We start from the raw sequence: 14,526 nt of genomic DNA, 5'->3' as shown, positions 1-14,526 counted from the left end.
ATGAGCCAGCGCTCAGGAACCGGCCGCGCGGATGGCCTCGGCCTGCTCCGGATCGACCCACAGCTCCCACCGTCCCGACGCCGACTGGCGCTCGTCGTGGAAGTGGTACGGGCGCCGTCCGCCGAACTCCCGCGTGCGGACGGTGAACACGCCGCCGAGCACGGACGCGATCCGCCGTCGCGGCCAGCCCAGCGCGTCCTCGATGGCCGGGAACGGCCGCGGCTGGTCGGGCGTGCGCGCGAGCTCCTGCAGCAGCGCGCGCATCAGGTCGCTGCACCGGGCGTGGAACGCGGCGATCTCGTCCGCGTCGTCCATCGCGTTTGCTCCGGCGTGCTCACGCATCGTCGATCGGACGGCCCAGGAAGGCCTCGATCGCGAGGAAGGTCGCCTTGTGCGCCAGCGGCCCGAGTCGCAGCGCCGCGCCGTCGTCGGTCGCGCGCACGCTGACCGCCAGCGACACGCGCTCGAGCCGCACGGCCTGCTGCTCGGCGCGCGCCCGGCCGGTGTCCCCGTGGTAGTGCGCGTCGATGCCGAAGCGCCCACCCTCGACCGGCCAGATGCTCAGCTGGTCGGGCGCCCACGTCGGGCCGGTCTCGGCCGGCAGCGCCATGTACGGCACGAGGTCCTTGCGCGCGTCGCGCTCGCCGATGTTGCGTCGCGAGGACCACGCGCGGTCATCGGCGGTGGGCTTGGGCGGCGTGGTCGGCACGAGCTCCGTGCTGGGTTGATCCTTGTCCTTGCGTCGTCGCACTCAGGACAAACCGTAGGCGGTGGCCAGCTCCGGGTCCTTCTTCGCCAGCAGCTCCGCCAGGTCGACGAGCACGCGCGCCTGCTTGTAGGTGGCGTCGTCCTGCATCTTGCCGTCGAGCATGTGCACGCCGGAGCCGTCGGGGATCGCCTCGAGCACGCGGCGGGCGAAGCGCACCTCCTCGACATCGGGGGAGAAGACGCGCTTGGCGATGCCGATCTGGACGGGGTGCAGCGACCAGGCGCCGACGCAGCCCATCAGGTAGGCGGCGCGGAACTGGGCCTCGCAGCCGGCCTCGTCCTTGATGTCCCCGAACGGGCCGTAGTAGGGGAAGATGCCGGCGGCGGCGCACGCGTCGACCATGCGGCCGACCGTGTAGTGCCAGAGGTCCTGCTGGTAGGACGGGCGCTCGTCGCCGGGGTCGGCGAGCACCCGGTAGCCGGGGTGGCCGCCGCCCACGCGCGTGGTCTTCATCCGGCGTGACGCGGCGAGGTCGGCGGGCCCGAGCGAGATGCCCTGCATGCGCGGGGAGGCGTTCGCGATCTCCTCGACGTTGGCGACGCCCTGCGCGGTCTCGAGGATCGCGTGGACGAGCACGGGGCGCGACAGCCCCGCGCGCGCCTCCAACTGCGCGAGCAGGCGGTCGACGTAGTGGATGTCCTCGGCGCCCTCGACCTTCGGGACCATGACGACGTCGAGCACGTCGCCGATCTCTGTGACCAACGTCACGAGGTCGTCCAGCGCCCACGGCGATTCGAGCGCGTTGATGCGGGTCCAGAGCGGAGTCCCGCCCAGGTCGGCGGTCCTACCGACCTCGACCAGCCCGGCGCGCGCCGCCTCCTTCTTGTCGGCCGCGACGGCGTCCTCGAGATTGCCGAGCAGGATGTCGGCGCTGCGGGCCATGTCCGGGACCTTGCCGCGCAGCTTCTCGTTCGATGGGTCGAAGAAGTGGATCATCCGCGAGGGGGTCACGGGGATCGCGCGGACCGGGTCGGGCGCGCCGATCGCGAGCGGCGCGAAGAAGGAGCGGGCGTTGCGCATCAGGGGCATCATGCCCTCCCATGGGCACCGTGGATACCGATGGACCGACGCGCGAGGCCTCCGGCGCGCACCCGTACGGCCGCTACCTGGAGGAGTTCGAGGTGGGGGCGGTCTACAAGCACTGGCCGGCGAAGACCGTCACGGAGGCCGACGACCACCTCTTTTGCCTGCTGACCATGAACCACCACCCGTTGCACATCAACGACGTGTACGCAGCGCAGTCCCAGCAGGGCCGGAACGTCGTCGTCGGCCCGTACGTGTACAGCCTCGCGCTCGGCATGTCGGTGTCCGACATCTCCGGCAAGGCGATCGCGAACCTCGCCACCGAGGAGCTGAGCCATCCAGCCCCGGTGTTCCACGGCGACACGCTGTTCGCCGAGACGGAGGTCCTGGAGATCACACCTTCCCGAAGCAAGCCGGATCGCGGGACCGTGCGGGTCCACACGCGCGTGCTGAACCAGGACGGAACGCTTGTGGCGGAGTTCAAGCGCCTTGTGCTCGTGCCCAAGCGCGAAGTTTGAACGTCACTGGCAAAACCTCGTAGAGCGGACCACCCGATCGTCTGGTGGCCATTCTGGGTAGCTTCACGTAAGCTGGAGAAGGCGGAGTGATCGTTTTGGCGCGTCGGCACCCCTGGCGAGCTGAGGCGAACGCCCCATTCCCGGTACGTTTGTAAGGATCTGACAAACCCGAGAGAGGTCGATCTCACCAGTGGCCATCGAGACGTCTGTCCCCACGAAACACGCGAAGCTGCTCGCCTGGGTGGAGGAGATCGCGGAGCTGACGCAGCCCGCCGCCATCCACTGGTGCGACGGGTCGGCCGAGGAGTACGACAACCTCTGCGCCGAGCTCGTGGAAGCGGGGACGTTCGAGAAGCTCTCGGAGGCCAAGCGCCCGAACTCCTACCTCGCGCGCAGCGACCCGAACGACGTCGCGCGCGTCGAGGACCGGACCTTCATCTGCTCGGAGTCCGAGGAGGACGCCGGCCCGACGATCAACTGGCGCGACCCGCGCGAGATGCGCGCCGTGCTCAAGGACAAGTTCGCCGGCTCGATGCACGGTCGCACGCTGTACGTGGTGCCGTTCAGCATGGGGCCGCTCGGCTCGCCGATCGCCGAGATCGGGGTCCAGCTCACCGACTCCGCGTACGTCGCGGTCTCGATGCGGATCATGACCCGGATGGGCAAGAAGGCGCTGGACGTGCTCGGCGACAGCGGGGACTTCGTGCCGTGCCTGCACACGACGGGCGCGCCGCTCGACGACGGCGAGACGTCCGGCCCGTGGCCGTGCAACGCCGAGAAGTACATCGTCCACTTCCCCGAGACGCGCGAGATCTGGTCCTACGGCTCCGGGTACGGCGGCAACGCGCTGCTCGGCAAGAAGTGCTTCGCCCTGCGGATCGCGAGCGTGATCGCGCGCGACGAGGGCTGGCTCGCCGAGCACATGCTGATCCTCAAGCTCACGAGCCCCGAGGGCAAGGTCAAGTACGTCGGCGGCGCGTTCCCGAGCGCGTGCGGCAAGACGAACCTGGCCATGCTCGTCCCGACGCTCGAGGACTGGAAGGTCGAGACGATCGGCGACGACATCGCCTGGATGAAGTTCGGCGACGACGGCCGGCTGTACGCCGTCAACCCCGAGTACGGGTTCTTCGGCGTCGCGCCGAACACGGCGCGCAAGACCAACCCGAACGCGATGGACACCGTCGAGCGGAACACGATCTTCACCAACTGCGCGAAGACCGACGACGGCGACATCTGGTGGGAGGGCATGTCCGGCGAGACGCCCGACCACCTGATCGACTGGAAGGGCAACGACTGGACGCCCGACGACAACGAGGGTCCGGCCGCGCATCCGAACGCCCGCTTCACGACGCCCGCGGCCCAGTGCCCGAGCATCGCCGACGAGTGGGAGGACCCGAACGGCGTGCCGATCGACGCCTTCCTGTTCGGCGGCCGCCGCAGCTCCGGCGCGCCGCTCGTGCGCGAGGCCTTCGACTGGGAGCACGGCGTCTTCCTGGGCGCGACGATGGCGTCGGAGAAGACCGCGGCGGCCGCCGGCAAGGTCGGCGAGCTGCGCTTCGACCCGTTCGCGATGCTGCCGTTCTGCGGCTACCACATGGCCGACTACTTCCAGCACTGGCTGGACATGGCCGACAACAAGAAGGCGCGGCTGCCGAAGATCTTCCACGTCAACTGGTTCCGCAAGGGCGAGGACGGCAAGTTCCTGTGGCCCGGCTTCGGCGAGAACTCCCGCGTGCTCGCGTGGATCTTCCGCCGTTGCGACGACGAGGCCGAGGCGTTCGAGACGCCGCTCGGCTACGTCCCGGAGCCGGAGCACCTGGAGCTCGGCGGCCTCAACCGCCACGCGGTGGCCGAGGCCCTGAGCGTGGACCTCGACGAGGCGCGCTCGGAGCTCGACCAGACGCAGGCCCACCTCGCCCAGTTCGGCGACAAGCTGCCGCGGGAGATCCGGACGCAGTTCGAGGCGCTCAAGGAGCGCCTGAGCTAGCGTCTCGGAGCGATGAGCCTCGCGGAGGAGACCGAGGCCGGCTCAAGCGACTACCGCGACCGCCTGCTCGACCTCGCCCAGTCCAAGGGTGGCGAGGTCGCACGGGCGTTCGCGGCCGCGTATTTCCGCCGGCTGTCCACGGAAGGGATCTCGCCCGAGCACCTCGCCGCCGAGGTGCTCGGAGCGTTGACGTTCGTCAACGGGCGTGGACGTGCGTCAGTTGCCGTACGCGCGTTCAACCCGACGCTCGAGCGCGACGGCTACGAGCCGCTCGGCAGCGTCCTGGAGACCAACAGCGACGACTGGCCGTTCCTCGTGGACTCGGTGAGCGCGCTGCTCGAGGCCCGCGGCGAGCAGGTCGTGCGGCTCGTGCACCCGATCATCGGCATCGCGCGCGAGGACGGCGACATCAGCGCGGTCAGCCACGCGCGCAACGCGGTTCACCGCGAGTCGGTCATGCACTTCGACCTCGCGCGCCGGCTCACCGACCGCGAGCTGGAGGAGCTGACGGCGGACGTCGAGGGCGTGCTGGCCGCCGTCCGCTCGACGGTCACCGACTTCGGCGCGATGACGCAGCGCGTGGAGTCGATGATCTCGCTCGCCCGGCGCAGCGCCACGCGCTACGACAGCGACGACATCCGCGAGGCCGTCGACTTCCTCGCCTGGCTGCTGCGCGGCAACTTCGTCCTGCTGGGCGCACGCGAGTACGAGATCACCGGCGGCGCGTACCGCTGCATCCCGGGCTCGGGGCTCGGCATCCTCGCCGACGAGGAGCGCTCGGCGTACGCGGAGCCCGTCCCGCTCGAAGCCATGCCCGAGGCGCTGCGCGAGCGGGCGACCAGCGGCGAGCTGCTGCTGGTCGACAAGGCCAACGCCGTCGCCCCGGTCCACCGGCACGAGCGGATGGACTACGTCGGCGTGCGCCGCGTCACGCCCGACGGCGAGCTCGCGGGCGAGTCGCGCCTGCTCGGCCTGTTCACGAGCAAGGCCTACACGGAGCCGGCGAGCGAGACGCCGGTGCTGCACCGCAAGCTGCGCCGCGTGCTCGAGGCCGAGGACCTGATCGAGGGCTCGCACGACTACAAGGCCGCGATCGCGCTCTTCGACACGTTCCCGAAGGACGAGCTGTTCGCCGCGCCGGTGGACGACTTGCGCCGCGCGGTCGTCGCGCTGCTCGCGCTCGAAGGCACCGACCGCGTGCGCCTGCTGGGGCGGCGCGCCCGGGACGGCCGCAGCAGCTCGTTCATCCTCGCGCTGCCGCGGGACCGCTACCGCGCGGTGCTCGTCGAGCGCGTCACACGCCTGTTCAAGCGCCGCTTCAAGGCCAAGGACGTCGAGGCGCAGCACATGCTCGGCGAGGGCGGCAACCGCGTGCGCGTGCACTTCCTCGTGCACTCGGTCGACGGGCTCCCGGACATCGAGAACGCCGAGCTCGAGCGCGAGGTCGTCCAGCTCGCGCGGACGTGGGACGACGCCCTGCGCGACGCGCTGACCGAGCGCTTCGGCGCGGCCCGCGGTCGCCTGCTGCGCTCGATCTGGGCCGCGCACCTCCCGGAGCACTACAAGGGCTACACGTCGCCGCACGTGGGCGCGATGGACATCGCGCTGCTGGAGCAGCTGTCCGAGCGGGGGCCGCTGGTGGTCTCGCTGCAGCCGCTCGCGCAGCACACGCGGATCGCGCTCTACAAGCGCGGGCCGAAGGTCGAGCTGGGCGAGGCGCTGCCGATGCTCGAGGACCTCGGGCTGCGGGTGATCGAGGAGATCTCGACGCGGCTCACGGGCGAGGACGAGACGTGGGTGCAGGAGTTCCGCGTGCTCGGGCCCGACGGCCGGTCGCTGGAGCTCGAAGCGGTCGGCGACCGCGTGGCCGAGCTGCTCGCCGCCGTCCACCGCGGCGACGCGGAGACCGACAACCTCAACCGGCTCGTGCTCACGGCGGGGCTGGACCGTCGCCAGGTCGCGATCCTGCGCGCGTACCGCAAGTACCGCCAGCGCGTCGGCTCGCGCTTCACCGAGAGCTACCAGAACGACGTGCTGGTCGCGAACTCCGCGATCACGGCCAAGCTCGTGCGCTTCTTCGAGCTGCGCTTCGACCCGGAGCTGGAGACCGACGAGGAGGCCGAGGCCGCGCTGCGCGACGAGATCCTCGCCGACCTCGAGGACGTCGCCTCGCTCGACCACGACCGGATCCTGCGCAACCAGCTGACCGTGATCGAGGCGACGCTGCGCACGAACGCGTACAACAGCGACCGCGAGGCGCTCGCGTTCAAGCTCCGGTCGGCGGACGTGCCGGCCATGCCGCAGCCCGCGCCGTACCGGGAGATCTACGTCTACTCGCCCGACGTGGAGGGCATCCACCTGCGCGGCGGGCCGATCGCGCGCGGCGGCCTGCGCTGGTCGGACCGGCAGGACTACCGCACCGAGGTCTTCGGCCTCATGCGCGCGCAGCTGACCAAGAACGCCGTGATCGTGCCCGCGGGCGCGAAGGGCGGCTTCTACGTCAAGCGCGGCGACGACGTCGAGCGCCACTACGTCACGTTCATCCGGTCGCTGCTGTCGGTCACCGACAACCTCGTGGACGGGAAGGTCGTGCCGCCGCCCGCCGTGCGCGTCCGCGACGGCGAGGACACCTACCTCGTGGTCGCCGCCGACAAGGGCACGGCGACGTTCAGCGACACCGCCAACCGGGTCTCGCGCGAGTTCGAGTTCTGGCTCGACGACGCGTTCGCCAGCGGCGGCTCGGCGGGGTACGACCACAAGGCGCTCGGCATCACGGCCAAGGGCGCGTGGGAGTCGGTCAAGCGCCACTTCCGCGAGCTCGGCGTGGACACGCAGGCCGACCCGTTCACGGTGGTCGGCATCGGCGACATGAGCGGGGACGTCTTCGGCAACGGCATGCTGCTGAGCGAGCAGATCCGGCTCGTCGCCGCCTACGACCACCGGCACATCTTCATCGACCCGTCACCGGACGCGGCCAAGGGCTTCGCCGAGCGCCGGCGGCTGTTCGAGCGGCCCCGGTCGTCCTGGGACGACTACGCCCGCGAGCTGATCTCCGAGGGCGGCGGCGTGTACCCGCGCACGGCCAAGGCGATCCAGCTCTCGCCGCAGGCGCGCGAGGCGCTCGGCGTCGACGAGGAGACGCTGGCGCCGACCGACGTCATCCGCGCGATCCTGCGCGCGCCCGTCGACCTGCTGTGGAACGGCGGCATCGGCACGGTCGTGAAGGCCTCGACCGAGTCGGACGCGGACGCGCACGACCGCGCCTCGGACGCGATCCGCGTCAACGCGGACGAGCTCCGCGCCCGCGTGGTCGGCGAGGGCGGCAACCTCGGCTTCACCCGCCGCGCCCGGATCGAGTACGCGACCCACGGCGGTCGCATCAACGCCGACTTCATCGACAACTCCGCGGGCGTCGACTGCTCCGACCACGAGGTCAACCTCAAGATCCTGCTCGGGCTCGCGGAGACCGCGGGCGAGCTGACGCGCGAGGAGCGCGACGCGCTGCTGGCGGAGGTCACCGACGACGTGGTCGCCCACGTCCTCTACGACTCGTTCCAGCAGGCGCAGATCATCGCCCAGGAGGTCGATCGCTCGGCGACGCGGCTGTTCGCCTACGAGGACCTGATGGTGCAGCTCGAGGAGCTCAAGCTGCTCGACCGCGCCTCCGAGGACCTGCCGACCACCGAGGAGGTCGGCGAGCGCCGGCGCGCGGGCCGCGGCATGGAGCGACCCGAGCTGGCGACCCTGCTGACCTACTCCAAGCGGCTGCTCGCCCGCGCGCTCGAGGCGTCGGAGTTCGTCGACGAGCCGTGGCTGGAGCGGGACCTGCGCCGCTACTTCCCGGCGCTCGTCGTCAAGCGCTTCGGCCACTTCCTCGCCGAGCACCCGCTGCGCCGGCAGCTGATCTGCATGGTCAACGCGAACGAGATCGTCAACGCGCTCGGCCCGACCTTCATGTCGCAGCTGATGGCCGAGCGCGGCGCCGAGCCCGCGGAGGTCGTGCGCGCGTTCCGGATCGCGCGCGAGGTGACCGGGGCGGACGCGCGCTGGGACGTCGTCGAGCGGCTGGAGGACGGCACCCGTGAAGCCCAGCAGGAGCTGATGGGCGGGATCGACGGGCTCGTCGAGGCGACCACGCGCTGGTACCTGACGTGGGCGCCGACCGGCGCCATCGACGAGGCGATCACCGCCGGCCGCGACGGCTTCGAGCGGCTGGCCGCCGCGCTGGGCGACCTCGGCTCCGAGGACCGCAAGCGCCGGCGCGAGCAGACCGCCGAGCGGCTGGTCGGCGCGGGCGTGCCCGAGCCGCTGGCCCGCGCGCACGCCCTCCGGCCGGAGCAGCGCTACGCCCCGGACATGGTGTCCGTGGCGAGGGCCACGGGCCGCCCGATCGAGACGGTCGCGGAGGTCTTCTTCGCGGTCGGCGCGGAGCTGCGCTTGGACTGGATCGAAGGCGAGCTCGAGCACATCCCGGCGCCCACCCGCATGCAGCGCTGGGCGCTCCAGGCCGTGCGCGAGGACGCCGCGCAGATGCGCCGTGAGCTCGCGGGCGCGGTGCTGGCCGAGGCCGACGGCGACGTCGAGCGCTACCTCGCCGACCGCGGGCCGGCGCTGCACCGCTTCACGACGTTCCTGCGCTCACTCACCCGCGAGGGCGACCCCGACCTGGCCGGGCTCACGCTGGCGGTGCGTCAGCTGCGGGCGCTCGCGGGCTGACCGCGTCCATGAAGATCTCGACCGGACCGCGCTCCGCACGCGAGAAGTTCTCGTCGAGCCATTCCGTGTTGGGGATCATGGCGTCGAAGTCCTTCCAGATGCGCGTGTCGTTCACGCACGAGTACTGGCGGCAGACGGAGGGGCGCTCGTCGTAGATCGTGCAGCCGTGCGCCTCGTCGAGCTTGTGGCAGTAGCCGTTGGCGTTGTGGCGGTTGTAGTACGGGCGGGCGAGGTCCCACTTGAGCGGGCCGCCGCGCTCGATCTCCTCGACGGAGAGGGGGAAGTGGAACGAGCAGCAGGCGCCGCGGCAGTGGGGGAGGCGGGTGGCGCAGTCGACGTCCTTGCCCGGGCCGAGCTGGTCCGGGCGGTCCTTGCGGACCATCACGCCGAGCGTGGCGTGCTGGCCGGCCTGCTCGGCGGCCTCGCGGGCGCTCTCGACGATGCCGAGCAGCTCCTCGCCGTCGACCAGCCCGCGCTGGATCAGCAGGCCGACGAGCCCGTTCATCAGCGCGGCCGCCTCGTTCAGGCGGCCCGCGTGCTCGGTCAGCGCGCTGTGGGCGAAGAGGTTCCCACCCTCGACCTGACGCTCCAGCTCGTCCAGCCGGTCCACAGGCGTGACCCTACCGGCGCGCCCGGGTAGCGTCCACCACGTGCACGACATCGTGGTCTTCGGTGCGACAGGGTTCGTCGGCCGGCTCGTCGCCGAGTACCTGGACAAGACGGACGCGGACATCGCGCTGGCGGGGCGCTCGCGCGCGAAGCTCGAGGCGCTCGGGATCGACCGGCCGCTGATCGTCGCCGACGCCGACGACCCGGCGGAGCTGGCATGCAGCGCGCGGGTGGTCTGCACGACGGTCGGGCCGTACCGCAAGGGCGGCATGAAGCTCGTCGACGCGTGCGTGGAGGCCGGCACGGCCTACTGCGACCTGACGGGCGAGATCCTGTTCGCCCACGAGGCGGTCACGCGGCACGCGGCGGCGCGCGCGTCCGGCGCGCGGATCGTGCTCTCGTGCGGGTTCGACTCGATCCCGTCCGACCTCGGCACGTTCCTGCTGCACGAGGCGGCGGGGGAGCTGGGGAAGACGACGTTCGTGCTCAAGTCGATGCGCGGCGGGTTCAGCGGCGGCACGCTCGCCTCGATGACCGGCCAGGTCGACGAGATGCGCTCGGACGTGAGCACGCGCGACGTGATCTTCGACCCGACCGCGCTCGGCGGCAGCGACCGCTCGCGGGACTTCCGGGCGGTCAAGCGCGACGACGAGCACGGCTGGATCGGCCCGTTCGTGATGGCCACGTACAACACGCGGATCGTCCGCCGCAGCGCGGAGCTGCTGGGCTACGGGCCGGACCTCGCGTACCGCGAGGTGTCGGCGTACAGCAACCCGGCCGTCGCGTACGGGTTCACCGCGGCGCTCGGCCTGCTGGCCGGCGGGCTGGCGTTCCCGCCGACGCGCTGGGCGCTCGACCGCGTGCTGCCCAGCCCGGGTGACGGGCCGTCCGAGAAGGCACGCGCCAACGGTCACTTCAAGGTGCAGGTGCACGGGGGCGGGCACGTCGCGACGGTCGCGGCCCAGGGCGATCCCGGCTACGCGGCGACCGCGGTGATGATGGGCGAGAGCGCGCTGTGCCTGGCGCGCACCGAAGGCGAAGGCGGCGTTCTCACGCCGGCGTCGGCGATGGGCGCCGCGCTGGTCGACCGGCTGCGTCGCGCGGGGATGACGCTCGACGTCAAATCGTTCACATAATCCCTCCGATCCGGCGTAGTGTTGCGCTCCGACTGATTCTCAGACGATCAGGAGGGTTCATGGAGCGACGTGTGCCGATGGTCGCGGCGGTAGGGGCCGCGGCGGCACTGGCCGTTGGCCTTGCGACACCGTGGGCGGGCGCGGACGCCCACAAGATGGGAGGACCGCCCACCCATGACCGCGGCGGCGAGAAGCTGCTGTTCTTCGCCTCGGACGGGCTGCGCCAGGACGCGGTCGAGGAGTTCTCGCGGCAGGGCGCCACGCCCGGCTTCCGGGAGCTGCTCAAGCGCGGCGCGCACGCGTCCGACCACGGGTTGCTGACGCAGGCGCCGCCGAACACCGGCGCCGGCTGGTTCACGCTCGCCACCGGTGCGTGGCCGGGCGTCGCGGGGTCGACCAACAACACGTTCCACCGCAACGGCGCGGCGTTCGACTCGTCGACGTCGGCGCTCAGCGCCCCGAACGTGCTGCAGGCCGAGTCGCTCGCGCAGTCGGCGGAGCGCGGCGGCAAGAAGGTCGTCCAGATCGAGTGGGCCGGCGGGCGCGCCGCCGTGATCAACGGGCCCACGGTCGACTACCGCAGCTTCTTCTCGGGCCGTGGCGTGGCCACGAACTACATCTCGCCGACCGACAACGAGGCGTTCACGCGCTCGTTCGGCGTCCAGTTCGACCATCCCGCGGGCTACGCCGGGAACGCGCCGTTCGCGGGCGCCGCCCCCGCGCCCGCGACGGGCTGGACGAACGTGCCGCGCTCGTACTCGCCCGCGAAGGAGATGCGCCTGCGGGTGCTCGACGCGGGCACGGACAAGTACGGGCTCAACGCGTACCTCTACGACTCGCGCAACGACCATCGCACCCGGTACGACCGCGTCCTGTTCAGCCGCACCAAGAGCGGCGCGGACAAGGTCGCGGACCTCGCCGAGGGCGATCGGTTCGCGGACGTGAAGGTCAAGATCATCGGGGGCGCCAACGAGGGCAAGACGGCGTCCTTCCTGGTCAAGGTCGAGCGGCTCTCGCCGGACCTCAAGCAGGTGCGGCTCTTCCACACGTCGGTCACGCGCGCCTTCGCGAGCTGGCCGGGCTTCTCCGAGCGCGGCTTCACCGGCACGTTCGAGGACTTCGTCGCCGAGAGGTTCCCGTCCTCGCAGGCCGGTGACTTCGCCGTGCTCGAGGCGGGCACGGTGAGCGAGGACACGTACATCGAGCAGAGCGACTACTGGGAGAAGCTCTACCACCCGCTGATCCGGTACGTGATCGGCAAGTACCAGCCCGATCTGGCGATGATCGGCGACCCGCGCACGGACGAGGTGCAGCACCAGTTCCTCGGGCTCGTCACGAAGCGGCTGCCCAACGGGGCGAAGAACCCCGCCTACGACGACACGAACGTCGACGGCGACAAGGACGGCCGCGCGAAGGCGCGCGAGGGCTACATCCGCGACGCGTACGCCGGCAGCGACTCGACGTTGCGGCTCGCCCAGGACGCCATGCGCGATCGTGACCTGACGACGTTCGTCAGCTCCGACCACGGCTTCGCGCCGCAGTTCCTGGCCATCGACGCGTCCAAGGTGCTCGTGGACCTCGGGCTGCTCTCGAAGCCGCAGACGGGCAACTGCCGGCTGCCCGCGGGCGAGACGATCGGCAAGGCCAAGGTCTGCTACGCCGGCGGCGCCGCGCAGGTCTACCTCAACCTGGCCGGGCGCGACCCGGCGGGCGCGGGGCTGCAGCAGGTGGCGGCGGCCGACGAGGCCGCGACGGTGCAGAAGATCCGCGACGCGTTCGTCGCGCTCAAGGACACCAACGACTGGACGCACGACGGGCGGCCGGAGAACTGGACGGTCATCGACCGCACGTACACGAAGGCCGAGGCCCGGTACATCCCGAACGGCGCCGGCTCGACCGCCGACATGGCGCACCCGACGCGCACCGGCGACCTGGTCGTCTTCTCGGCTCCGCCGTACCAGTTCGACGCGGCGACGCCGGGCACGCCGTTCGCGCTGTCGGCGTTCTTCGGCCAGCACGGCTACGTGCCGGACGTGCAGGACCTGCGCTCGAACACGAACATGCGGGCGACGTTCCTCGCGGGCGGCCCGGAGATCGAGCGCGGCGAGATCGAGGACGTGCAGTCGATCGACCTCGCGCCGACGGCCGCGTTCCTGCTCGGGGTCCCGGCACCGCAGCAGAGCCAGGGTGTCGTCCGGCGCGACCTGCTCGAGGACGGCTGGCGGTACACGCCCGTGAACCTGATCGGCCTGAACGACTTCCACGGCCAGCTCGCGCCGTCGACGTTCACGTACGACACGCTGCAGGTTCCGGTCGGGGGCGCGGCGCAGCTCGCGACCATGTTCGACGAGGAGGCCGCGGCGCTGCCCGGCCAGACCGCGCTGGTCTCGGGCGGCGACAACGTCGGCGCCTCGCCGCCGGAGTCGGCCCTGCTCGAGGACATGCCGACGATCGACACGCTCAACGCATGGGGCATGGACGCGACCGCGTTCGGCAACCACGAGTTCGACTACGGCGTCGAGCGCATCCTCAAGCAGCAGGCGGCCTCGACGTTCCCGTGGCTGTCCGCCAACATCCTCGAGACGGCCACCAACCAGCCGCCGTCCTACGTGAAGCCGTCGACGGTCGTGCGCGTCAACGGCGTCGACGTCGGCGTGATCGGCGCGACCGTGCGCAACACGCCGGAGCTCGTGAAGGCGGGCAACACCGCCGGGCTCAGCTTCATCGCCGAGGCGGAGGGCATCCGGCGCGAGTCGCAGCGGCTGCGGGCGCGCGGGATCAAGGTGCAGGTCGTCGTCATCCATGAGGGCGCCGACAAGGGCAACAACGCGGTCGACGGCACGGTGTCGACGCCGTGGAGCGGCCCGATCATCGACATCGTCAACCAGCTGCAGGACACGACGGTCGACCTCGTGGTCGCCGGGCACACGCACCGCGCGGCCAACACCGTGGTCGGGCGGATCCCGGTGGTCGAGGGCTTCAACGCGGGGGTCAGCTACTCCGTGGCGCAGCTGATCGTCGAGCGCGGCGACGTGCGCTGGACGGGCGCGACGACGCGCGTGGCGAAGGACCTCGGCGTCGCGTCGCGGGCGGACGTGAAGGCGATCGTCGACAAGGCGAACACCGACACCGCGCCGCTGCGCAACGTCGTGATCGGCTCGGCGACGGTGGACATCCTGCGCGACCCGGCGCGGCTGAAGGAGTCCTCGATGGGCAACCTCGTCGCCGACGCCATGCGGCTCGCCTACCCGGAGGCCGACGCGGCGTTGACCAACTCGGGCGGCCTGCGGCAGGACATCCGGCTCGCGAGCGCCGCGGGCGGCGAGGCCGCCGGGCAGATCACGTGGGGCGAGGCGTTCGCGGTGCTGCCGTTCGGCAACTCGACGGTGATCGAGACGCTCACCTACGACCAGCTCGTGGCCGCGCTGGGCAACGGCTTCAAGCCTCCGTGCGGCGACGTCGCCGGCGGCACGGGCCGCTCCCCGCAGGTCTCAGGGCTGAAGATCACGTTCCACTGCAACGGCCAGGTCCCGGTCGTGGACTCGGTCGTGCGGTTGCGCGACGGCAAGACGCTGGCCGCGGGCGACACGGTCCGGATCGTCACCAACGACTTCATGTACGGCGGTGGCGACGGGTACACGGCCCTGGTGGGCGGCACCGACGTCAAGCGCACGGGTGACCTGCTGCTGGACGTGGTGATCAACTCCATCAAGGCGAACTCGCCGGTCGCACCGGTCGTGGACGGCCGGATCGTCGGACCGTAAAGAC

The 14,526-nt window shown here is 71.3% G+C and carries 9 protein-coding genes; 5 read left to right on the top strand and 4 right to left on the bottom strand.

The features are described 5' to 3' along the window. Positions 1 to 12 precede the first annotated feature (12 nt). Genes C8N24_RS02315 through C8N24_RS02305 form a run of 3 tightly spaced genes read right to left on the bottom strand, consistent with a single transcriptional unit; the run spans position 13 to position 1,789 of the window. A complete protein-coding gene (locus tag C8N24_RS02315) occupies positions 13 to 315 on the bottom strand; it encodes a hypothetical protein (RefSeq protein ID WP_121247595.1) in 303 nt (100 codons plus the stop codon). 19 nt (positions 316 to 334) lie between these two features. Then, positions 335 to 751: a hypothetical protein gene (locus tag C8N24_RS02310; protein ID WP_121247593.1), complete on the bottom strand. Its 417-nt coding sequence runs from the start codon at positions 749 to 751 to the stop codon at positions 335 to 337. Continuing rightward, complete coding sequence (locus C8N24_RS02305; protein ID WP_121247591.1) at positions 752 to 1,789, bottom strand: HpcH/HpaI aldolase/citrate lyase family protein; 1,038 nt, start codon at positions 1,787 to 1,789, stop codon at positions 752 to 754. 20 nt (positions 1,790 to 1,809) lie between these two features. Here C8N24_RS02305 and C8N24_RS02300 point away from each other — a divergent pair, with 20 nt between their 5' ends. The 3 genes from C8N24_RS02300 to C8N24_RS02290 all read left to right on the top strand — a co-directional run bounded on the left by C8N24_RS02300 (position 1,810) and on the right by C8N24_RS02290 (position 9,013). Then, positions 1,810 to 2,310: a MaoC family dehydratase gene (locus C8N24_RS02300; RefSeq protein WP_121247589.1), complete on the top strand. Its 501-nt coding sequence runs from the start codon at positions 1,810 to 1,812 to the stop codon at positions 2,308 to 2,310. A 190-nt stretch (positions 2,311 to 2,500) separates the two neighbouring features. Further along, complete coding sequence (locus tag C8N24_RS02295) at positions 2,501 to 4,297, top strand: phosphoenolpyruvate carboxykinase (GTP) (RefSeq protein WP_245971739.1); 1,797 nt, start codon at positions 2,501 to 2,503, stop codon at positions 4,295 to 4,297. Between the two features lie 12 nt (positions 4,298 to 4,309). Beyond that, a complete protein-coding gene (locus C8N24_RS02290) occupies positions 4,310 to 9,013 on the top strand; it encodes an NAD-glutamate dehydrogenase (protein ID WP_121247585.1) in 4,704 nt (1,567 codons plus the stop codon). On the opposite strand, the gene C8N24_RS02285 is transcribed toward C8N24_RS02290, so the two are convergent. Further along, positions 8,973 to 9,623 carry a YkgJ family cysteine cluster protein gene (locus C8N24_RS02285; RefSeq protein WP_121247583.1) on the bottom strand — a complete coding sequence of 217 codons (651 nt, stop codon included), beginning with the start codon at positions 9,621 to 9,623 and terminating at the stop codon, positions 8,973 to 8,975. The two genes, C8N24_RS02290 and C8N24_RS02285, sit on opposite strands and share 41 nt — an antisense overlap. Before the next feature lie 40 nt (positions 9,624 to 9,663). Here C8N24_RS02285 and C8N24_RS02280 point away from each other — a divergent pair, with 40 nt between their 5' ends. Together C8N24_RS02280 and C8N24_RS02275 are read left to right on the top strand one after the other, a co-directional pair. Continuing rightward, positions 9,664 to 10,758, top strand: coding sequence for a saccharopine dehydrogenase family protein (locus C8N24_RS02280; RefSeq protein WP_121247581.1), 1,095 nt, complete (start codon positions 9,664 to 9,666; stop codon positions 10,756 to 10,758). A gap of 155 nt (positions 10,759 to 10,913) precedes the next feature. Then, complete coding sequence (locus C8N24_RS02275; protein WP_170178789.1) at positions 10,914 to 14,522, top strand: 5'-nucleotidase C-terminal domain-containing protein; 3,609 nt, start codon at positions 10,914 to 10,916, stop codon at positions 14,520 to 14,522. The last annotated feature ends 4 nt before the right edge of the window (positions 14,523 to 14,526 follow it).

The sequence above is a fragment of the Solirubrobacter pauli genome, assembly GCF_003633755.1.
GTDB lineage: Bacteria > Actinomycetota > Thermoleophilia > Solirubrobacterales > Solirubrobacteraceae > Solirubrobacter > Solirubrobacter pauli.
Note: the sequence above shows the minus strand (reverse complement) of the source record. Positions and strands in the feature narration are given on the sequence as shown.